The sequence below is a fragment of the Candidatus Thermoplasmatota archaeon genome (assembly GCA_018814355.1).
Taxonomy (GTDB): Archaea; Thermoplasmatota; Thermoplasmata; order UBA10834; family UBA10834; genus COMBO-56-21.
The window spans coordinates 14230-36082 of record JAHIZT010000109.1; the positions used below are offsets into that span (position 1 = coordinate 14230).

The following is a 21853-nucleotide window of genomic DNA, read 5'->3' on the forward strand; positions in this document are numbered from 1 at the left end:
CGAGCCGCTTTGCGACCAGTCGCTCTGAAAACCGCCATTGGGACGTGGGCGCGCACGATGACTGCGCGTCGGCGACCAGCCTGTAGTTCGCCTGGCTCAAGGGGCTGAAAACAAGCAATAAATAGACCGTGTCCACATCTTGCCAGCGTGGCGAGCTGCGACAAGTGCGGGAAGAGACCTGTGATCCTCATCAGGTACAGCGGCGCTCACCTTTGCGGAGACCACTTCTGCGATTTCGTCGAGAAGCGAGTCAAGCATGAGATCCGGCGACAGATTGATCTCAAAGGTGGCGAGAGGGTAGCAGTCGCGGTATCTGGCGGAAAGGACAGCACAGTGGCCCTCCATCTGGCCAACAAGATCCTCGGAGCTAGGAGGGACCTTGACTTGTGCGCAATCACCGTGGACGAAGGGATCATTGGGTACAGGGAATCGAGCATACCCATCGTAGCGGAGTACTGCCGCTCGATTGGCGTCGAGCACGTTGTGGTCTCGTTCGAAGACATGTTTGGCAGCACCATGGACGAGATCGCGAAGAGGGACAGGCCCTTAGCGACTTGCAGCTACTGCGGCGTCCTGAGGCGCGCAGCGATAAACAGAGCCGCCAAGAGATGGCACGCTAGCTACATTGCCACGGGTCTGAACCTAGATGACACCGCCCAGTCTATCTTGATGAACTTCTCCAGGGGAGATGTCGAGAGGTTGGCCCGGCTCGGGCCCCACAAGCGCGTCCAGATGAAGCTTGTCCCCAGGATTCAGCCTCTGAGGACGATTCCAGAGAGCGAAACCACGCTCTATGCTTTGGTGAATGGGCTCAAGTTCCACGACCTTGAGTGTCCCTATTCGCCTGAGGCGTTGAGGAACACTTACAGGTCTGTCGTTGCGCAGCTGGAGGACAAATGCCCTGGGACAAGGCATTCCATACTGAAGTCTTATGAAGAGATCCTTCCAACGCTCGAGAGAATCTACCCGAGCGCGAAGCTCAGAAGCTGCTCTTGCGGCGAACCGACCATGTCCAAGAAGTGCAAAGCGTGCGAGCTCGTCGATTCATTAGATGATTACTGAACTATCTGATTGAATCCTTCGGGAACCACGCTCCGCAGCTCTTGCAAGTTGTCTCCTTGGGCTGCGCCTTCGCACCGCATATCTGGCACTCTTTGTAAGCAAGAGTGCGCTGAACCGGCCTTTGAGGGGGAGGAGGCGGCGGTGCGAAGCCGACGGAATCATCTGGGGTGACCTGGAAGGCGACCTTCGACATGTTTGAGAAGGATGGCGCGGTTGGTCTGCGACGACTCGCATGCTGCGGCCTGGGAGCTGCCTTCTGGCGGGTCGTCTCAAGCCTCTCGCGTCTCTTCTGGTCAACGAAGTAGTTCCTCCCTGTGGAGAAAGTGGAGTAGACCAGCAGGGCCTTCAGGGAGATTCCGAAGAGCATGATGTACACAATCTTGCTCATGTCGAACCGTACGGCATATGCCTGATATCGGTACTCGGCGATTCCGCCGCCAAATATCACGAACAGCCACATACATATGAATGCCAAGGCGGTCATCCCGAAAAGCATCCGCTTGAATGTTCCTGGCTTGTTGATCGCCTCGAGCGCGCTTGAAGCGGTGATCATGCCTCCGAAGAACAGAATGTATGTCTTGATGTCAGTCGTGAAGGCAGTCCTCAGATCCGGGAATCTGATGGTGACCAGGTCCACGAGCACGATTGGGATGACAATGTACATGAGGGCTTGGGTGAAAGCAGTCCATGTGGCGTCCGAGATCCTGTTCCTCTCCCTCACGGAGGCCACCCCGGTAGATCAGAAGCAGTGATGCTTTGCGTTTGTCTGAGCAGCAACCCGCCCACATTGATGAGCAGCTCGACCGAGTATGCGGTTTCATTGGAGTAGGTCGCCAAGAACGTAACGTAGTCTATGGCCATGGTCACGGGGGGCTGTGTCTGGTTCCCGCCAAGCTGGACCGTCGATTGAACCTGTCCCAGCGGAGTCTCGTTGGCATAGAACCCGAATGATACCTGTGCGGCTGGCAAGCTGCGCAGCAAGTCGGCGGTGTTTAGCCAGTAGGTGACAGTAGCTGTCATCGGATCCCCGAGCGCTGCGGGCGCCGCGAACGTGGTGTTGGTTATGCCGTATCCCCTGATGAGCGCGTCCCACGGAACGCTGACCTGATAGCTCGCCTCGAACTTGACGAGCTTCATCGTGTAGAAGCAAGAGACCTCGACATCGAAGGTTAGGAGATCATCGTTGAACACCATCCATTGGGCGCCGCTGTTGTAAAGCGACAGCAGGTCGAAGTTGAAGTCCAGCGAGGAGGAGGTGACGGTGCCAGCGAGGACGCTCCCGATGTCGATCGTTCTGCTAGTGATTTCATAGTGAGTGTAGTTGGTCACACGGTAGGAAATCGTCAGCTGGTCGACGTCGTAGAAACCCCCGTTGTCGATAGAGAAAGGTGCATGAACTTGCACAATCCCGTCCGCGTAAGTCCAGGTGACCTCTTGTGCGGACGGAAGGTCGACTTTGAAATGACCGCTCGGAAAAGGCCATATGCTGGTGAACGCCAGGACGACTATTGACAGGTTGACGACGGCAATCGCCAACTGAAGGAGCCTGATTCGTGCGGCCATCCAGGTCTGCACATAGCTAATCAGGCTGGGCTCTAATAAATGTAGAGTCTGCCGTAATCAATGGGAAAAACCGTCAGAGGTCGCCGTCGTACTCTGGGTAGTCGTAGGCCTCCTCGCCTTCGAAGAAGCAGTAGTGCACCTTGGTGAACTGGCGCTTGAACGCGACAACATCGCGCTTGACCTTCTCAGGGACCTCTCCCTTGACGACAATCCTGGAGATGAATTCTGCCACATCGCTCATTTCCTTCTCCTTCATGCCAAGTCTGGTGAGTTCCTGAGAGCCTATCCTGATCCCGCAGGGCTTGACCGGGTTGGAGTCCCAAGGCAGGAGGTTCTTGTTGAGTATGATGTTCGCGCTCTCGAGATCCTTTGCGACCTTCGCACCTCCGTGGAATTCCTCAACATCCACGACGATCGTGTGCGATTCCGTGAATCCCAGGTGCTCGCAGAGGACATCCATTCCTCGCTCGTGGAGAGCCTGCCCCAAAGCCTTGGCATTCCTTATGACCTGGTCCGCATAGGCCTCGCCGAACTCCTTTGTCTCAGCCAGGGTTACTGCAAGGGCTGCAACGGAATGGAGATGGTGATTGCTCGTTACTCCCGGGAACACACCGCGCCTCAGGGCGGTCTCGAGGCCATCCTTCTGAAGGTCCGACAAGATCATGCCATGCTGCGGACCTGGAAGAGTCTTGTGGGTACTGCCGGAGATCACGTCGATCCCCTCTTTCAAAGGGTCCTGAAACCTGTTCCCCGCAATCAGCCCCAGGACATGCGCAGCGTCGTACCATGTCGAGCAACCGACCTCCGCGAAGACGTCCTTGAGCTCGTCCAAGGGCGTGGGGAATAGGAAGACTGACTGACCGAAAAGCGCTACCTTGGGCTTGACCTCCTTGATCAACCTTCTGGCGCCTTGGATGTCTACGTTCATGTTCTTCTCGTCGAACGGGTAGTTGAAGGTCCTGATTCCCCGCATTCCAGTCGCGCCTATCTTCGCATGGGAGATGTGGCCGCCATCGGATAGGGCGACCGTGGTCATCTTGTCTCGAGGTTTGGTGAGGGCCATCAGCACGGCCATGTTTGACACGGTCCCAGATGTGGATCGCACATCAGCGAACTTGCACCTGAAGACCTCCCTGGAGAGCTCTTCACAAATCGTCTCGATCTGATCGACGTAGATATTGCCCTGGTAGTATCTTCTGCCCGGCAGACCCTCGGCGTACCTGTTGTTCAGGTCGGAGTTGATGACCTCCCTGGCAGCTGGGCTCATCACGTTCTCAGAAGCTATGAGAGGGATAGAATCCTTGAACCAGCCGCTGTGCTTCCTCGTCAGATCCCGGACCATCTGGGCTAGTTCCTTCGGCAATGGCACAATTCTGGGGAACAAATCGAAGATTAAAAACGTATGCACGACCCGCTCGTTCATCGTAGTGCTGTCCGTGCGCTCGACACACTCAAGGCTACTCGGGTCTCGAGTGGTTGCAGTGGAAACGTAGGGTGAGAATCCGTAAGGAACATATTTATAGAATGTATGACAATGTGTCATACAAGGCACCGAGATTACGATGACAACGAAGAGCGCACGTCTCAACATACGACTGCCCGAAGACGACATGCTGGAGCTCGAAGCTATTCGCGAGCGCACTGGCCTCCAGAGCGTATCCGACGTCGTGAGGGAAGCGATCGGCGCCTACCTCCACGACGAAGTCGCGACCTGGAACTCGGAGAAGATCAAGGCGATCGTCCCCATGGCACTGCTCGAAGATGTCGAGATGTTCATAGCTAGTGGTGACGCCACGGACATCTCCCAAGCCGTAACGCTCGCCCTTGCTGGATGGATCGAGGAGAAGAAGCGCTACTACCTCGAGGGCAAGGAGGCTCTCCGCCAGAAGGTCTCGGAATCAGTCGAGGAGCGCGGGATGAGAAAAGGGATGGCTCGGACCGCGTCTCGAATGAGAATCCAATGATTGCTACTGAATGGACGATGCCTTAACAACGATCGCGGACGCGACCGCGCCCGCAGTCTAACGGACAAAGGGAAGGAAGGGCTAACCAAAAGCTCAGATGGGATGGGAAAACGCAGAGAGGGCATGGGCCCTCTCGATGCACTTTTTTCACTTGCACGATGGCACTTGCCGTTTGGCTGACGAACGGTAATAGCTCACTTTTTGGACAAAATCGCCTTGAGTTCGTCTATTGGCTCGTTCGATGAAGGATCAACGTGCCTCAGAAACCCCATGTAAGTGCTGGCGTAGTCCCCCATTAGAAGCAGGGAGAACATCTTGGCCAGCGGGGAGAGGCCGATTGCCTCAACGGAGTAGACGGCTGTGGCCTTGCCAATCATGTCCTTCGTGGCCGCGATGCGCGCGCGCATCGGGCTCGTGCGCGTGTCGTGCTCCAAGAACACGACCGCGAACCCTTTGCTTCTGGGGTCCTTCACCCAGCCGACTATCTCGTTGTGGTCCAGCTCGGGCAGCTCCGCGCTGAACGCCAGCACCTTACCGTTCTCGTTCATCTGGTTTGACCATCTCTTGGCGACTGGCCTCGACAGATCGTATCCTATGATGACTGGTACGCACGTGAAGAGCTCGTGTGCTAGCATCTTGGCTGGGTTGTCATTCGTTGGGACTGACTGTTTGCAGTAGGCGATCGTCTTACCCATGACCCTGACCGCCTCCTCGAGCTGCTTGTCCGGCTTGGCGATTCCTGTGCGCTCTAGCACGCCCATCAATGCGCCGAAAGTGTACCCAAGCGAAGCCCTGGGCATAAGCCCGGTTGGGATTCTGGCGAACGGTATCTCGCATGTCTCACTCATCTTGGCCAGCTGGCCTCCTGAGGAGACAGCCACGAGTTTTGCCCTCTTCTTACGCGCGTCCTCGAACATGCTCAAGCTCTCCTCAGTGTTGCCGGAGTAGCTCGAGACTATCACTAGTGAATCCTTCCCCACATGCGCCGGCACCGTGTACGATCTGCACACACGGCACGGAACCTCGGACGAGACCGACATCCACTCCTCCAAGAGGTCGCCGCCAATGGCAGAACCGCCCATCCCGCACACCAAGACCTCCTTGGGGGTGAACCGGGGCAGGCCAGTCATGCGCCCGCGCCTCAGGCCGTCTGCCAGGTGTTTGGGCATCTCCTCAATAACACCCAACATGTTCTTCTGGTCCAGGGCGCGCACGCTCTCCTTGGAGTCTAGCATCTAGCGGTTGTAAGGGTTTACAGGGATAAATCTATGCTCTGGCATCTCGAAAGCCTCTTTCGAACGTAATACGAAGAGATTTTATAACAAATGACCGTTCGTTTGCGGTCACGCATGGGGGCGGAGAGCCTTTCCAATAGGGAGATGGTTAGCATGAAGACGGATGCGAAGGGAGTCCAAAAGGCGAAGCCAGAAGACAGCACAATGGGCATCATCGAGGTCAAGGCAGTCAAGAAGACCTATGACTCTGGAAAAGTCAAAGTGGATGCCCTGAAGGGAGTGAACCTCTCCGTCAAAGAGGGGGAGATGGTTGCTGTCATGGGCCCGTCTGGCTGCGGCAAGACGACCCTTCTCAACTGCGTCTCTGGCTTGGATGATCTGAGCGAGGGCGAAGTGTATATCCGTGGCAAGCCCCTCTCGAAGATGTCTGACCGCGAGAGGACGACCTACAGGGCGGAGAAGATTGGGTTCATATTCCAAGCGTACAATCTCCTTCCAGTGTTGACATCAGTCGAGAACGTCGAGCTACCTCTGCTCATTTCGGGGACATCGCCGAAGGAGGCCAGGAAGAGGGCCTTGGAAGCCCTTGCATCCGTGGGTCTCGAGGACTGGCAGACTCACAAGCCAGCGGAGCTTTCGGGAGGCCAGCAGCAGAGGGTGACGATTGCCAGATCCCTCGTGAACAAGCCCGAGATCGTGTTCGGGGACGAGCCCACTGGGAACCTGGACAGCGAGGCCTCTAAGGACATAATGGACCTGCTCCGGAAGCTCAACAAGCAGAACAAGCAGACGTTCATCATAGTCACTCACGACTACAACGTCGGCCACCTGGCTGACCGCATTGTGGTGATGAAGGACGGCCTGATCGAGAAGGAGTTCACGCCCGCGCCTTTCTGAGGTGATCTGAGTTGAACGGACTTGGCCAGCTCCTGATTCTTGTCTTGGTCTCCCTCGCCGTCATCGGAGTATTGGCGGCCAGGAGGAAGACCCTCGCCAAGATGTCGATGAGAAACATCGTGAGGAAGAAGAGGTACACGATCCTTGTCGTGTCCGGACTGCTGGTTTCAACGGCAATGATCTCGGGTTCCCTCGTGGTTGCTGACACTCTTGACTACATAATCAAGCAGGACACTTTCGACTCGACCGGCAATGTCGACGAAGTCGTGTCCATCTTGGACGATGCCGGCAGGTACACCTACTTCAACCAGTCTGTGGCCTACGACCTCATCTCTCTCGTGGACTCCGGGTCCATGAGGTACGTCGACGGGGCAGCTCCTGCGATCAGAGAGGGAGTGACTGTGATCAATCCAACGACTGGCGCGTCTGCCCCGACGGGTATGATCTTCGGATTCAATCCGGATCACCATCTCGACACGCTCCTGAAGGCCGATGGCTCACAGATATCCGGAACGGACATCAGCGGAGGCATGGCGGTCATCAACAAAGAGATGGCGGACAAGATTGAGGCTGTGGTCGGCGACACAGTGCTCGTGATCCAGCAATCCGGCATCCCTACTCAACTCCGAGTGTCTGCCGTCGCGAAGGATACAGGAATGGCACTGTGGCGAGGGACCGAGACACTGTTCGTGGACATCTCGTTCGCCCAGTCGTTATACTCACAGCCTGGGCTGATCAACAGCCTGGACGTCTCCAACAAGGGAGGCATCGAGTCTGGCTACAAGGTCGCAGACCAGGCGATTCAAGAACTTAGAGAGAAGCTGCCCTCAGGATACGATTTCGATTTCTGGGCTATCAAGGCAGACGGGATCAAAGCTGCTCAGCAGACTTCCGACCAGGTCTCCCAAATCTTCATCATAATGAGCTCGTTCGCGATCATAGCCGGTGTGGCACTCATCATCAACATCTTTGTAATGCTGGCCGAGGAGAGGAAGCCTGAGATGGGCATCTCCAGGGCAATAGGCATGCAGAGACGTGACCTCACGCAGAGCTTCATGTTCGAGGGGGTCGTCTACGCCCTGCTCGCGTCCGTCGTTGGCGCGTTCGCGGGCCTTGCCGTCGCGAGCCTGATGATAGTGCTGTTCTCGTCGGTCTTCACAGGATCGGGAATGACCTGGTCCCTACACTTCACCTGGGCCAGCCTGGTGGTCGCAGCCTGTGCGGGTTTCTTGATAACGCTCCTTACCGTCGCGGTTGCGTCGTGGCGCGTTAGCAAGCTCAACATAGTGCGAGCCATCAGGGACATCCCGGAGCCGATGCTGACCAAGTCGGAGAAGAGGTATATCGTCCCAGGCATCGTTCTGGCGGTGCTGGGATTGCTGATGACGCTCCAAGGAGCGGCGTCGTTGCAGGTCGCCTGGACCACGCTCGGCCCATGCCTCATGGCCCTCGGCGGCGCCATGGTGTCCCTCCGGTTCGTGGGGCCACGCGTACCCTTCTCAATCGTCGGTGCCTTCATGATATACTGGCAGACTGACCCATTCGACATAAACGGGAGGCTCTTCGGCAACTTGTCGGGCGGGATCGAGATGTTCATCGTCTCCGGCCTCGTGCTCGTGACCGGAGGAGTCCTACTGGCTATGTTCAACAGCGACCTCATGCTGGCGGGTCTTGTGGCGTTCTTCGGCAGACGGAAATCACTCCTGCCGGTCTTCAGGACGGCCATCAGCTACCCGATGAACAAGAAGTTCAGGACGGCGCTGTCTCTGTTCATCTTCTCATTGATCATGTTCACGGTTGTCGTCATCGCAATGATAGCGTCCTTCCAGAGGGAGAGCGTGGACACCATAGCTCAGAAGTACTCGGGCGGCTTCGAAATCATCGGCTTCTCGATGAGGAACATACGCGTGGAGAACGTCACTGCTGGGATGGTGAGCGTCAACGACGCGCTGGGAGAGAACGCGGTGAAGAACATCGAGACAGCGACCACGGCCCCGATCGACCTCATGAAGATTGGAGACAACGAGTCGAATCCTTCGACTCTGATAGGGTTCAGCGACTCCATGCTGTCTGCTGGAGACTTCTCCCTGCAGAAGCGAGCCGAGGGATACGCCACCGACGCCGATGTTTGGAAGGCGATTTCCTCGGATCCTACGCTCGCCGTCATGGACGGGAGTGTTGTGTCTCAGATTTACGGACCTCAGTACGGAACGTTCTTCGTAGACGTAGGCGACCAGATAAGTGTGGAGTTTCAGAACGGGAATTCGACTCGAGTGACCGTGGTCGGAATCATGGACCAGATATTCCTCCAAGGAGTGTTCACATCGGCAACGTACGTGGTCTCTGGAGCTGTCCACGTAGACACGAACATCTTCTACGTCGCCACATCGCTCAGCTCCTCGCTGACCGACGCCGACGTCGCCAAGCAGCTTGAGAAGCAGTTCGTGGAATACGGATTCATGACATTCGTGATCAAGGACACCGTAGAGGAGTTCATGAGCACCGTCTCATCCATAATGCAGCTCATGGAGGTGTTCCTGGGCATAGGCCTCGTCGTCGGTATAGCTGGCCTGGGGATAATAACGATAAGGAACGTCACGGAGAGGCGTCAGGAGATTGGCGTCATGCGGGCGATAGGGTTCCAGCGCCGGATGATACTAGAGGTGTTCCTGCTGGAGACATCGTTCGTCTCGCTCCTGGGAATCGTCCTCGGCGTGCTCCTCGGCCTCGTGCTCTCATGGAGGATGTACGATTGGGGAGGGTTCTCTGAGAACTCGCCGTTTGTCATCCCGTGGGGCGAGATACTGCTGCTCATAACAATCGCGTTCGCCATCACGCTGGTTTCGACGCTCCCGCCGTCGCGGAAAGCCTCCAGACTGGCCCCGGCTGAGGCTTTAAGAAAGATAGACTGATACCCTCTGGCTGGTAACTACAACACGGATAATATTCTCGGCCTTTATGCGCGAGATGATGGCTTCAGCTGCCGTGATGAAGGCGCTCCAGGAACTCAAGCAGGGCCGCATCGTGTTAGTCTACGACGCAGATGGCCGCGAGGAGGAGACCGACATGGTCGTCGCCTCGGAGTTCGTCGCACCCGCGGTCATCAGGCTCCTCAGGAAGGATGCTGGTGGCCTGATCTGCACCACTGCAGACACCAGGATCCAGCGCGCCCTCGGCCTCCCGTTCCTCACTGAGCTCTTCCTCGGAATGGCCGAGCATTATCCAGTCATGCGAAGCCTAATCCCCAACGACATCCCATACGATGTGAAGTCAGCATTCGGAATCACGATCAACCACAGGAAGACTTTCACTGGAATAACGGACAACGACCGCGCCCTCACTGTCAAGGAGTTCGCGGAGCTGTCGAAGCGCGCCCTCACTTCCGAGGACGGATGGGCGAAGAGGGAGTTCGGGAAGTGTTTCAGGGCACCCGGGCACATACATCTACTGAATACTTCCGAGCGCATACTTGAGACGCGGCTCGGGCATACAGAATTAGCGACTGCGCTTGTGATCATGGCGGGGCTGGTTCCCTCCGCAACCGTCTGCGAGATGATGGGCGAAGATGGAAAGGCACTCTCGAAGGAGGAGGCAAAAGCCTATGCGAAGAAGCAGGGGCTCGTGTTCCTAGAGGGAGCTCAGGTCGTCGATGCCTGGAAAGAGTCCGGGAAAAGGTGAGCGTTCATGGTTCGCGTAATGGCCACAGGGGTTTTCGACATCATCCACCTAGGCCACCTTCACTATCTGGAAGAGTCCAAGAAGCTGGGAGACGAGCTCGTAGTGGTGGTGGCGACGGACGCGACCGTGAGGAAGAGAAAGCACGAACCGATCACCCCCGCGAAAATGAGATGCGAACTCGTCGCTTCGCTCAAACCGGTAGACAAAGCTGTGATCGGAAACGAAAGCGGGGACATCTTCGATATCGTGAAGGATCTCAAGCCTGACATAATCACGATAGGATACGACCAGCCATTCAAGGAGCAAGACCTCAAGAAGGAGCTGGACAAAAGGGGGTTGAAGGTGAAGGTAGTCAGGATGCCGCACCTTGACCACGACCTCGACGGTACGAGGAAGATCATCAACAAGATCATCGAATTCCACACTGTCGACAAGAAACTCAAGGAGGTCGAGCAGCGGTGAGGAGAATCGGCGTAGCGGACACTACCTTCGCGAGGGTGGACATGGGGGGGTTCGCCATTGACGAGCTCAAGAGGACCGGGACAGGATTCAAAGTAGAAAGATACACGGTCCCTGGAGTGAAGGATCTCCCCGTAGCGGCCAAGAGGCTACTAGAGGAGCGAGACTGCGACATCGTCATCGCCCTGGGGATGCCGGGCGCACAGGAGATCGATAAGATGTGCGCGCACGAGGCTTCCACGGGTCTGATCCGAGTCCAACTTCTTACGAACAAGCACGTGATAGAGGTGTTCGTCCACGAGGACGAGGCAAAGAGCGAGAAGGAGCTGGCAAGGCTTGCCGAGAGGAGGGCACGTGAGCACGCGATGAACGCGTATGACCTCCTTTTCAGGCCAGAGAGGCTTGCCAAGAACGCAGGCAGAGGCCTCCGACAAGGCTTTGAGGACGTTGGACCGGCTAACTGAGGATCGAGAAAGGAGGTAGTCATATGGCAGGAAGAATGAAGATAGGCATCGTCTGCAGCGAGTACAACTTCGACATCACGCAGATGATGCTGGAGAGGGCAAAGGAGCACGCGAAATTCTTGGACGTTGAGGTGGCCAAGGTCGTCATGACGCCGGGAGTCTACGACATCCCGCTCGCCGTCAAGAGGCTCGTGAAGGACAAGAACATCGATGGAGTCGTGACCATAGGCGCGGTCATCGAGGGCGAGACGGAGCACGACCAGATCATCATCGGCCAGGCAGCCAGGAAGATCACGGACCTCGCGGTGGAGTACGAGAAGCCGATCAGTCTTGGCATCTCAGGGCCGGGGATGACGAGGCTGCAGGCTGAGGACAGGATCGAGAGGGCCAAGGACGCCGTCGAGTCCGTCGTGAAGCAGTGGAAGGCCATGAAGTAGGCCGTCAATCGGATAATCTATAATAAGGCCATTCACTCCGGAGTCCCGTGGGCGCAATCATACTGGGCAAGATCCATTTGCGCTGGTGCGACAGCTGCAATCTGCCAGTTCTAGAGCAAGCGTCGTGCGGAATCTGTGGAGGCAAGACCAGACAGGTTGAACTCACGCCTCCTGGAGATGCCCGCCCTGCATTCGAATCCGACATCACGAGGATTAGGAAGCTCATAGATGATCAGTTCGGGAAAGGCGTTGGACGGGCCGTTATCCCTGACGGACGGATCGTGCTTCTCAACAAGGCGCCGGACATCGATCGGATGGACGAGATCATCCTCGATGGAGAGGTCGTCGGAGCGGTCAGATTCATTCTGCTGGATGGAGAGAGGTTTCTTCCACGGCCCATCAGCGCTGAGCGGATCGCACCCCATGTGAAGAAGAGCTGGGTCAGAATCGACCCTGTTGCGGCCGAGGCTGTCCGCATGAAGAAAGCGAGCACGCTCGCGGTGGGCGTCCTAGAGTGCGATCGGGAGATCGAGCCTGGTAAGGAAGTTCTTGTTCTGGACCAGGAAGGAGGAGCAGTATCCGTGGGCGTCGCAAAGATGTCGTCCTCAGAGATGATGGCGCACAAACGCGGAACTGCAGTAAAGACGCGTTGGAGCGTCAGTGGGATGCCGTCCAAGACGATTCAGAAAGCTGCGGGATGGGGCGATGTTATTGCCGCGAACCGCGAAGTCATCTCCCGGCGCGTTCAAGAAGCAAAGAAGTTCATTCTCAAGATCATCGAAGAGAGCAAGCTGCCCGTTGCGGTCTCCTACAGTGGTGGGAAGGACAGCCTGGCAACGCTCCTCCTCGTACTCGAAGCTGGCATCAGGCCAAAGCTCATCTTCGTTGACACTGGTCTGGAATTCGAAGAGACGAAGAGAAACGTCGTGGAGACCGCAGAGATTCACAATCTTGAGCTCGTCGTTGAGAGCGCGGGCGAATCGTTCTGGAAGAACCTGGACCACTTCGGTCCTCCGGCAAAAGATTTCCGGTGGTGTTGCAAGACATGCAAACTCGGACCCGCGACCCAGCTGATACAGAAGAACTTCCCCGAGGGAGTCCTGTCGTTCATCGGTCAAAGGGCTTACGAGTCTCAGCAGAGAGCGGAGAAGAGCAAGGTCTGGCGGAACCCTTGGACTCCCAACCAACTCGCCGCGTCACCGATACAGAAATGGTCCGCGCTTCATGTCTGGATATACCTGTTTTCAAAAGGCGCGAAAGTGAATCCTCTGTACGCTGAGGGGCTGGAGAGGATCGGGTGCTTCATGTGTCCAGCCACAGATCTGGCCGAGCTCAGGAAGGTCAGGGATATCAGCCCACAGTATGCGCGCTGGCAAGGATTCCTTGAGGAGTTCGCTGAAAAGAACGGGAGGCCCTCAGCGTGGCTCGAGTATGACCTCTGGCGCTGGAAGAGGATTCCCAAGTCCGTACTCGACGAGCTCGCCCCGATAGGGGAGGGAATATCGGCGTTAGCCATTCCGGCTCCGGAGTCCGCCCAACTCGAATTCAGGAGCACAAGCGGCTACAGTCCCTGCGTCGAGGGTCTGAGCATGGAGGGCGTGTTCAGCAGACCACTCCCCATGGACAGGGTCGCCAACATGCTCAGCATAATTGGCCCAGTCACCACGTCACCAGACATGAACATCGCCGAGGTCCGGTCGATCACGGTCTTCTCCGAGGGTCCGGTGATGGTCAAGGCCAGGGACGAGAATGAGCTCCGAGAGAAAGCATCCATGCTCAGGGAGGTCGTCTTCCGGGCGGTCAACTGCGCGGGATGCGGGATATGTACAGTCAGATGCAAGAACGGTGCACTTCATCTAGATGGACAGGTCATTATTGACCTAAAGAAGTGCAATCATTGCGGCGCCTGTCTTGGCCCTTGCCCAGCAGTCAAGTTCCGTGAAGACGAGTTGGATATCTAGCGGAGAATCGCTTTCAACGCGCCTGTCACTTCGGAGGCGCGTGCTCCCCATGGCACTATTGCCACATCCCCCTTGACCTCGTGTCCCTCCTTCACCTTGCAGCATTTTATGAGAAGAGGTCCCTTCAGGCCTTTCTCCCTGGCTATGTCCTGGGGACACATGTTTATCATGTCGGGCTCGACGCCGTAGATCGCCTTGAATATCCTCGCCGAGAGGCTGCAGCCTATCAGAGTCACTTGTCCAAGCTCCTCTTGTGTGAGTTCCGGGGTCTCATCCAGATAGAGAACTCGTTTCCCGTGCACAAGGCCAGAGGCTCTGCAAGGGAACATAGTGATCGCTGAGGACGCACTCTTCGCCAGATCATTTAGGTCGACCTCTTCCGTCCTGAACCTCACATACATGTTCTGGAGATCGGTCTCGAGGGAGCTCGTCACCAGGCCAACCAGCTTTGAGGGGCTCGGCGGAACCACATCGAATACTGTCAGCTCATACGGTGGCTCATCAATGAAGAATGAGACGTGCTCTGCCTTTCCCTTCACGACGATGCATTTGGTCCCCGCCTTTTCGCGTAGTGCACCCATTGAGCTGGCTGACAGGACGTCTTTGGTCGGATCTTCCACGAATCGAGTGTCGTGAGGAAGGGACAGAATATGGACTGACGCAATCTCCTGGAGAACATCGTTCGACGGCTTTCTCACAATCAGAGCCACCGCCCAATCACTCCCCGAGTTGAAGACGTAATATCGGGTCCGGATGTACGCCCTCTTTCCTTTGAGGAACGATTTGATGCTCTCCTGGGTCAGCTCGAAGTTGACCTTCTTGACGCTGACTTCCTTGCAGTGCTCTGGGAACATGTGGACCTAACGAATGGCCTAGAGTATCGAAGCCTATAATAATCATTGCCGAATGGCAGGCTGGCCCCAGGGACCTCAGATTCAAATACGGAGGCCAACAATTGACCAGTCGTAATGAAGCACGATGAGACAGGTCGATTGATCGAGTTCAGAGAATTCCAAGATGGCGTCGTCTACTCCATCCTCAGCAGAGAGTGGACGAAACGTTGAGAGGTTGTCCTGATTCGGATATCCCGTCCACAGGACGTCTCAACGTCACAACAACCTTCTTTAACCCCGTTCGGAATATCCGAAAGGTCGTGTGAATGAAGGGCTTCCTGGTCCTAGAGGATGGGACAGTTTTTGAGGGGGAGGCCTTCGGTGCTCGCAAGGAAGTCCTTGGAGAGGTCGTTTTCGCTACAGGGATGACGGGGTACCAGGAGTCTTTGACGGACCCGTCCTATTGCGGTCAGATACTCGCGGCGTCATATCCGTTGATCGGCAACTACGGAGTGAACGACATCGATTTCCAGTCCACCAAGGTCCAGGTTTGGGGCTATGTTGTAAAGGAAATATGTGAATCGCCCAGCCATCGTGACTCGCGGACAACAATCCACCAACTGTTGATCGAAAACGGGATTCCAGGGATCTCAGGCGTCGACACGCGCTCACTTATCAGACGGCTTCGCAACTTCGGAACGATGAAAGGTGGGATCTCCACGGCCGACCCAGAACGACTGCTGGGAAGAATCCGTGGAATGAGGCATCCCGAAGACACCAACTTGGTCGCCAATGTGAGCACCAAGAAGATCGTGCGGCATGATCGTGGGAAGCCAAAGACCGTCGCTCTGTTCGACTGTGGGCTCAAATCGAACATCATCGAGGAACTCAGTCAAAGGTTCAATGTCATTCAGCTGCCGTTCGACACCACTGAGAAGACTGTGAGAGATCTCGAGCCGGACGGGATCTTCATATCCAACGGCCCAGGGAACCCGGCACACCCCGAGATCATGGCGTCCACAGTGGCTACGCTCGGGGAGCTGAAGGAGGACTTCCCCATGATGGGCATCTGCCTCGGCCATCAGCTTCTCTCGTTGATGTTCGGTTCAAAGACCTACAAGCTCAAGTTCGGCCACAGGGGAATCAATCAACCGGTCAAGTTCGAGGGTAAGGTGTACATCACATCGCAGAACCACGGTTTCGCCGTAGACCCAGTATCCGCTGAGGAGGCAGGTCTTGAGATCACCGTCACAAACCTGAACGACGGGACGGTAGAGGGAATGCGACATAGAGAGCTGCCGATCTTCTCAGTGCAGTTCCACCCCGAGGCCCATCCTGGTCCTCAGGACACGGGCTTCCTGTTCGACCGGTTCAGGAAGATGCTGGAGGGAGCCTGATGCCGAAGAGGACGGATCTGAAGAAGCTGATGGTGATAGGTTCGGGTCCAATCGTCATAGGACAGGCGGCGGAGTTCGATTTCTCCGGTTCGCAGGCGAGTCGGTCATTGAGAGAGGAAGGCTACACTACGGTCCTGGTGAACTCCAACCCGGCCACCATCCAGACAGACCTCGAGATTGCAGACATCGTATATGTGGAGCCTCTCAACATCGAGACCGTCACGAAGATCCTCGAGAAGGAGAGAGTCCAGGGCATCCTCTCAGGAATGGGCGGCCAGACAGCTCTCAACTTATGTTCTGAACTTGCGGAGAATGGGACTCTCGAACGATTGAAGGTGGAGTTGCTAGGGAGTCAGCCAAGGGCGATAGCGTTGTCCGAGGACCGGGAGCTGTTCAGGAAGACCATGCTAGACCTGAGAGAACCCATCCCGAAGAGCAAGACGGCTAACTCGGTGGAAGGAGCCAAGAATGCCGCGCAAGAGATAGGTGGTTATCCGGTTCTTGTGCGGCCCGCATTCACACTCGGAGGAACCGGAGGAGGGATAGCCCACGACGAGCAGGAGCTCGAAGACATCGCAGGCAGAGGCCTGGCTTATTCGAGGATCCATCAAGTCCTGATCGAGGAAAGCGTCATCGGGTGGAAGGAGTTCGAGTACGAGGTGATGCGCGACTCGAAAGACAACTGCATAATCGTCTGCAGCATGGAGAACCTCGACCCGATGGGAGTCCACACGGGCGATAGCATTGTTGTTGCTCCTGCCCAGACCCTGAGCGATCGGGACCATCAGATGCTCAGAAGAGCGACGATCAAGATCATACGCGCCCTGGGGATCGAAGGCGGAGCGAACATTCAGTTCGCGGTCCATCCGAAGACAGGAGAGTATCGTGTCATCGAGGTGAATCCGAGGGTTTCAAGGAGTTCCGCGCTGGCATCCAAGGCGACAGGGTATCCCATCGCCAGAGTGGCTGCGAAGATCGCTGTCGGACGTACTCTGGACGAAATCCCCAATGCGATAACGGGAAGGACATGCGCAGCGTTCGAACCTTCCATAGACTATGTCGTGGTGAAGATTCCCAGGTGGCCATTCGACAAGTTCAGGACCGTTGACAGGAGACTCGGGACTCAGATGAAAAGCACCGGCGAGGTCATGGCCATCGGGAGGAACATCCAAGAGGCGCTCCTGAAAGCCGTGCGGTCTCTCGAGATCGACAGGGTCGGTCTTGAGCCTGAGAAATGGTCCGATGAGGAGATTGCGAAGGAGCTGGCGGATGCCACCGACGCCAGGTTGTTCATGATTGCGGAGGCTCTGCGAAGAGGTGTCTCTCAGGAGAGAGTATGCGCGCTCACAAACTGGGACCCGTTCTTCGTCAAGAAGCTCATGGAGATCATTGAAACAGAGAGCATGCTGAAGAAGCGCCTGGACGATGGTACGTTGAGGCTCGCGAAGAGGCTCGGCTTCAGTGACGAATACATTTCACTCCTCACGGGAAAGGAAGAGCGGACAATCAGAAACCAGAGGACATCGAAGGGAATTGCTGCAACCTACAAGATGGTCGACACCTGCGCAGCGGAGTTCGAGGCCACCACACCGTACTTCTATTCCACATACGAATCAGAGTGCGAGGCGAGACCTTCCAGCAACAGGAAAGTGATCGTGGTCGGCTCAGGTCCGATACGCATTGGCCAAGGGATAGAGTTCGACTATTGTTGCGTCCACGGAGCCATCGCCCTGAAGGAAGAGGGGATCGACGCCATAGTCATCAACAACAATCCCGAAACGGTCTCGACAGACTTCGACATCTCTACCAGGTTGTACTTCGAGCCCATAACGGTCGAAGACGTCCTGAACGTGATAGAGAAGGAGGACGCGGACGGGGTGATCCTCCAGTTCGGCGGGCAGACATCCATCAACCTTGCGCTCCCCCTCCAGAAGGAGCTGAAAGGAAGGAAGACGAAGATACTGGGGACATCTCCAGACTCGATGGACCTCGCAGAGGATCGGAAGAAGTTCGCGAAGCTTATGGACGAGTTGGGGATCCGCCAGCCGAAGTCCGGGACCGGCCTCTCGTTCGATGAGGTAAAGAACCTCGCCCAGGAAATCGGCTACCCGGTGCTGATAAGACCCAGCTATGTCCTCGGCGGAAGGGCCATGGAGATCGTATACAACGAATCGGAGCTGGAGACGTACATGAAGAGTGCTGCAAAGGTCTCCAAGAAGCGCCCCATTCTCGTCGACAAATACCTCACGCACGCGATTGAAATCGATGTGGACGCGGTCTCCGATGGGACAGATGTCTACATCGGGGGGATTCTCGAGCACATAGAGGAGGCCGGTGTTCATTCAGGGGACGCAACGATGGTCCTGCCGCCACAAACCTTGAAACCTGACGTCTTGAAGGAAATCAGAAGGGTCACGAAGGAGGTCGCGCTCGCGCTCAAGACAATAGGCCTGATGAACCTCCAACTGGCGTACAAGGACGGCGAGATATTCATGCTTGAGGCAAACCCGAGGTCAAGCAGGACCGTGCCGATCATCTCGAAGGCCACTGGTGTGCCGCTCGCAAAGGTTGCCACGAAAATCATGCTGGGAAGGACTCTGAAGGATCTCGGACTCCAGGGCGAGGCAAAGATCAAGCATGTCGCGGTCAAGGCATCGGTTTTCCCCTTTCTGAAACTGCCTGGAGTGGACAGCATCCTGGGTCCTGAGATGAAGTCCACAGGAGAGGTCATGGGCATAGACACGTCCTATCCAGCGGCAGTGTGGAAGGCGCTCGTCGCTTCGGGCCAGAAACTCCCCATGAAAGGGAAGGTGTACATCAGCGTCGCGGACGTCGACAAGAAATCTGCAGTGGACCTTGCTAGGAGACTGTCATCAATCGGATTCTCGATATACGCCACCAAAGGCACGACGGATGTCCTCAGGTCCAAGAACATCGAGGCAACTTCCGTGCACAGAATATCAGAGCATGGCTCTCCTGACGCGCTCTCGCTGATGCGCCAAGGCAATGTGCAGCTGGTAATCAACACACCGACAGAGGCGTCGGGTGCCAGAAGGGATGGCTACATGATGCGCAGGCTGGCCGTTGAGCTGGAGATTCCGATCTTCACGACGATTCAGGGTGCGAGGGCCGCAGTCATGGCCATGGAGCATGCCGTGAAGAAGGAAATGACCGTCAACGATCTATCATTCTTCCACAACTTGAGCTAGGGGCGGGCGGGACTCTCTCACCAGTTGATAGCGGGTTCCTTGCCAAGTCTCCGCATGACATTCGCATGCTTCGCACATAGTTTTCCAGATGATATCTGGGACCCGATGAGATCCTCCTGCCAGTGAGCGTTGAACAGGCGGCATCTCTTATTGTCGCAGAATGGCTGCAGAGTGAGATGGAACAACACCCCTTGGAGAGCCAGCCCTTTCAGGACCTCCGTGGTCTTTGGCGAACCGTAGTCGATGAATCGTCCCTCGAACGCCTTCTTAAGCTCCTGAAGCTGGACATCCCCGGCTCCTTGCAGTTCCATGCCTTGCTTCATCAGGTAATACTCACGCGGTTTGGCAGGGGCTTCCACTATTCCAGGGAGTGACACAATGCTCGGAAAGCCGCACACGATCGTCCTGAGATGGTGCCTAAGGTCATCGGTCGAGTATGTAGACACAAGCCTGTCCGTCAGAATGATGGATACGTGCTCACGCAGGTCCTGGGGACCGAGGATTGAGGTGAACAGATCCTCGAGTCTCCGACCGTCATACACTATCCCGCCAATCCTAGCTTCGCCGAGGACGGTGCGCCGTTCGTAGTCGATCTCTCCGTACATCGGCTCGAATGATTGCTCGGCCTTGTTCGGGTCCTTCATCCGAGCCGAGGCGAATCTCTCAGAAATCCGCTCAATGCACTTCTTGCGAACTGAAGTAAGGATACTAGGTCTGATGCGAAACCTGACCGAAGGGAAGAGGTGTTCGAGGAAGGATGCGATCTCCTCGAAATCAACATCCGTTGACTGTTCGGGAGAGTGGATGTCCACATATCTGAGCAGTCTCTTCTCAGAGCTTCTTGAGGTGCTTGTACGCGACATCAGCTCCCCGCCTGCCCGACAAGAGCATCGAGCCGAAAGTCGGGCCCATCCTAGGCAGGCCGAAGGTCGTTGAGACCGCCATGCCCGTCACTATGAGTCCGGGATGGCAGAAACCGGTGTGTTCGACCACAGCGTCTTCGCTCTTCTCAATCCACATCGCACCGAACCCGGGCGTCTTGATAAGACCGCGCTCCTCGAGCTTCTTGACGACCATGGCATCGTGGCCTGTGGCATCGATGACCAACTTGGACTCCAGAGCAACGGGATCTACACAGGTGATCTGCCTCGGGAGCGCTCCAACAGGCGTCCAGTTAACGACTGCGCCAGCGACCCTGTTCTTTTCGCGGAGCACGACATCATCGAACGATACCATGTTGAGGACGCTGACGCCCGCCTCACACGCCGATGCAATGAGCTTCGCGCAGGCCAGAGGACCAGGGGTCATGTACAACCCCTTTTCGTACATCTTGTACTTCACCTCGAGCTCATCCAGTATCTTCTGTGCGGGCGCTCTGACGGTAATCGTGTTCATGAGGAATCCGCCGATCCAGAAGCCGCCACCGAGGTAGTTGTTCCTCTCTACGATGAGCACCCTCACCTTCTTCAGTGCGAGGTCGCGCGCCGCCATGAGCCCGCTCGGACCGCCGCCGATGATTATGACATCTGTTTCGGCAAAGCCGTCCATGTCTTTGGCGAACTGAGAAATGATTGCGCGCGTCACTGAACTTTCGGACGATTTTTCGAAGATCGGCATCTGCTTTCACCAGACCGTGGAGTGCGCAAACCAGCTTCCCGAATATAAGGGTTGTCCCTCGACACTTGGACAAGCTTGGAGGATGCGGTCTGGTATGTAAGGCACAAGGCATATGCACCCTGTTCGAGATAGCATTGCATGCGGAGCGGAGCTGGAATCTTGTCTAGCCCCGCGAACGAGAAGACCTGGCTCCGCTCCCACAACGATTCCAGGAGAGATGAAGAGGATGGATATAGACCCAATATGCAAGATGGATGTGGACCCGAACACAGCTAAGTGGAAGTCGACCTACAAGGGCAAGGAATACTACTTCTGTGCCCCTGGCTGCAAGAAGGCATTCGACAAGAATCCCGACAAGTACGCCTGAGAGAGACCTCGGTTAGTGCTGATGGACGGGGTGCTCTTGAGTCATCGGGAATGCACCGCCTGCGGACTTCTTCAACTTCTCGTACTTCTCCCTGTAAAGTTTCTCACAAACGCTGCAGCAGAGGTAGTGGTATTTCCCGTCCAGCTTGATCTTCACTCCCTCGTCCTTCATCATGTGACCGCAGTAGTAACATCTGATCAGAAGACCAGCTTCGTCAGTGAGGGCGGCCCTTGGGCTCTCCTTCGGGACCCTCATCACCATGGAGTTGTCCATCTTGACGATCTCAGGCACCTGAGCAAGAGACTCCAGGAACCGCTGGTACTTGATCTGATTGTAGAACGAGAGTATACACAGGATTCTTGAGTCGGACAGAACGTAAATCTGTCTTACTATCTCATCCTCCGTTATTCTCATGACCACCTTGTCGAGATCGGAGGGCTTGGATTCTAGGACCAATGCGACCGAGATCTGGCCCAGCATGTCAGCGTCCAGCATCGTAGAATAACCTCTGATAAGGCCCACATCCAGCATCGCCTGCACTCGCGAGCTCACTGTCGGAGTGCTAACGCCAATCCTGGCAGAGATGTCCCTGAAGGAGGCTCGGCCATCCTGCTGAAGCTCTCTCAATATCTTTCTGTCAACATCATCAAGATTGAGACTCATGGACAGAGACTAGCCTTGGGAGGGGGATATCCTTTTCACTTGAAAGG

General features: G+C 56.1%; 20 protein-coding genes. 12 read left to right on the forward strand and 8 right to left on the reverse strand.

The annotated features are described in order from the left end of the window. The first annotated feature begins 147 nt into the window (after positions 1-147). Positions 148-1062 carry a TIGR00269 family protein gene (locus KJ653_07945; GenBank protein ID MBU0685760.1) on the forward strand — a complete coding sequence of 305 codons (915 nt, stop codon included), beginning with the start codon at positions 148-150 and terminating at the stop codon, positions 1060-1062. Position 1063: 1 nt separating this feature from the next. On the opposite strand, the gene KJ653_07950 is transcribed toward KJ653_07945, so the two are convergent. From KJ653_07950 to KJ653_07960, 3 genes are all read right to left on the reverse strand, one after another. Beyond that, the gene (locus tag KJ653_07950) at positions 1064-1783 is read right to left on the reverse strand and encodes a hypothetical protein (protein MBU0685761.1); all 720 of its coding nucleotides are present in this window, start codon (positions 1781-1783) and stop codon (positions 1064-1066) included. Further along, positions 1780-2625, reverse strand: coding sequence for a hypothetical protein (locus KJ653_07955; protein ID MBU0685762.1), 846 nt, complete (start codon positions 2623-2625; stop codon positions 1780-1782). The genes KJ653_07950 and KJ653_07955 overlap by 4 nt, the downstream gene beginning before the upstream one ends. A gap of 73 nt (positions 2626-2698) precedes the next feature. After that, positions 2699-3967 carry a serine hydroxymethyltransferase gene (locus KJ653_07960; protein ID MBU0685763.1) on the reverse strand — a complete coding sequence of 423 codons (1269 nt, stop codon included), beginning with the start codon at positions 3965-3967 and terminating at the stop codon, positions 2699-2701. 220 nt (positions 3968-4187) lie between these two features. Between KJ653_07960 and KJ653_07965 the strand changes: the two genes are divergently transcribed. Continuing rightward, the gene (locus tag KJ653_07965; protein MBU0685764.1) at positions 4188-4589 is read left to right on the forward strand and encodes a ribbon-helix-helix domain-containing protein; all 402 of its coding nucleotides are present in this window, start codon (positions 4188-4190) and stop codon (positions 4587-4589) included. Between the two features lie 194 nt (positions 4590-4783). Here the strand turns inward: KJ653_07965 and KJ653_07970 are convergent, their stop codons facing one another. Beyond that, a complete protein-coding gene (locus KJ653_07970; GenBank protein MBU0685765.1) occupies positions 4784-5824 on the reverse strand; it encodes a bifunctional phosphoglucose/phosphomannose isomerase in 1041 nt (346 codons plus the stop codon). A 204-nt stretch (positions 5825-6028) separates the two neighbouring features. On the opposite strand from KJ653_07970, the gene KJ653_07975 reads away from it, so the two are divergent. The 7 genes from KJ653_07975 to KJ653_08005 are packed head-to-tail and all read left to right on the forward strand — an operon-like array spanning position 6029 to position 13720. After that, positions 6029-6721: an ABC transporter ATP-binding protein gene (locus tag KJ653_07975; protein ID MBU0685766.1), complete on the forward strand. Its 693-nt coding sequence runs from the start codon at positions 6029-6031 to the stop codon at positions 6719-6721. A gap of 11 nt (positions 6722-6732) precedes the next feature. Further along, complete coding sequence (locus KJ653_07980; GenBank protein MBU0685767.1) at positions 6733-9633, forward strand: FtsX-like permease family protein; 2901 nt, start codon at positions 6733-6735, stop codon at positions 9631-9633. Between the two features lie 55 nt (positions 9634-9688). Then, positions 9689-10399, forward strand: a complete 711-nt coding sequence (gene ribB / locus KJ653_07985) for a 3,4-dihydroxy-2-butanone-4-phosphate synthase (GenBank protein MBU0685768.1) — start codon at positions 9689-9691, stop codon at positions 10397-10399. 6 nt (positions 10400-10405) lie between these two features. Beyond that, entirely contained in the window at positions 10406-10861 is a 456-nt protein-coding gene (locus KJ653_07990; GenBank protein MBU0685769.1) for an FAD synthase, read from the forward strand. Next, complete coding sequence (gene ribC / locus KJ653_07995; GenBank protein MBU0685770.1) at positions 10858-11322, forward strand: riboflavin synthase; 465 nt, start codon at positions 10858-10860, stop codon at positions 11320-11322. Before KJ653_07990 ends, ribC begins: the two co-directional genes overlap by 4 nt. A 23-nt stretch (positions 11323-11345) precedes the next feature. Beyond that, positions 11346-11759 (forward strand): 6,7-dimethyl-8-ribityllumazine synthase, encoded by a 414-nt coding sequence (gene ribH / locus KJ653_08000; GenBank protein MBU0685771.1) that lies wholly within the window; start codon positions 11346-11348, stop codon positions 11757-11759. Between the two features lie 47 nt (positions 11760-11806). After that, positions 11807-13720 (forward strand): phosphoadenosine phosphosulfate reductase family protein, encoded by a 1914-nt coding sequence (locus KJ653_08005; protein MBU0685772.1) that lies wholly within the window; start codon positions 11807-11809, stop codon positions 13718-13720. On the opposite strand, the gene KJ653_08010 is transcribed toward KJ653_08005, so the two are convergent. Then, a complete protein-coding gene (locus KJ653_08010; protein ID MBU0685773.1) occupies positions 13717-14574 on the reverse strand; it encodes a hypothetical protein in 858 nt (285 codons plus the stop codon). The genes KJ653_08005 and KJ653_08010 overlap by 4 nt on opposite strands. 305 nt (positions 14575-14879) lie before the next feature. Between KJ653_08010 and carA the strand changes: the two genes are divergently transcribed. Together carA and carB are read left to right on the forward strand one after the other, a co-directional pair. Continuing rightward, positions 14880-15950 carry a glutamine-hydrolyzing carbamoyl-phosphate synthase small subunit gene (gene carA / locus KJ653_08015; protein MBU0685774.1) on the forward strand — a complete coding sequence of 357 codons (1071 nt, stop codon included), beginning with the start codon at positions 14880-14882 and terminating at the stop codon, positions 15948-15950. Further along, positions 15950-19159, forward strand: coding sequence for a carbamoyl-phosphate synthase large subunit (gene carB, locus KJ653_08020; GenBank protein ID MBU0685775.1), 3210 nt, complete (start codon positions 15950-15952; stop codon positions 19157-19159). Before carA ends, carB begins: the two co-directional genes overlap by 1 nt. A 17-nt stretch (positions 19160-19176) precedes the next feature. Here the strand turns inward: carB and KJ653_08025 are convergent, their stop codons facing one another. Together KJ653_08025 and KJ653_08030 are read right to left on the reverse strand one after the other, a co-directional pair. Then, positions 19177-20022, reverse strand: a complete 846-nt coding sequence (locus KJ653_08025) for a hypothetical protein (protein ID MBU0685776.1) — start codon at positions 20020-20022, stop codon at positions 19177-19179. Beyond that, positions 19991-20776 carry a sulfide-dependent adenosine diphosphate thiazole synthase gene (locus KJ653_08030; protein MBU0685777.1) on the reverse strand — a complete coding sequence of 262 codons (786 nt, stop codon included), beginning with the start codon at positions 20774-20776 and terminating at the stop codon, positions 19991-19993. Before KJ653_08030 ends, KJ653_08025 begins: the two co-directional genes overlap by 32 nt. 226 nt (positions 20777-21002) lie before the next feature. Here KJ653_08030 and KJ653_08035 point away from each other — a divergent pair, with 226 nt between their 5' ends. Next, positions 21003-21143, forward strand: coding sequence for a YHS domain-containing protein (locus KJ653_08035; GenBank protein ID MBU0685778.1), 141 nt, complete (start codon positions 21003-21005; stop codon positions 21141-21143). 12 nt (positions 21144-21155) lie between these two features. Here KJ653_08035 and KJ653_08040 read toward each other — a convergent pair whose 3' ends face one another. Next, positions 21156-21806, reverse strand: a complete 651-nt coding sequence (locus KJ653_08040; GenBank protein MBU0685779.1) for an AsnC family transcriptional regulator — start codon at positions 21804-21806, stop codon at positions 21156-21158. Positions 21807-21853 lie beyond the last annotated feature (47 nt).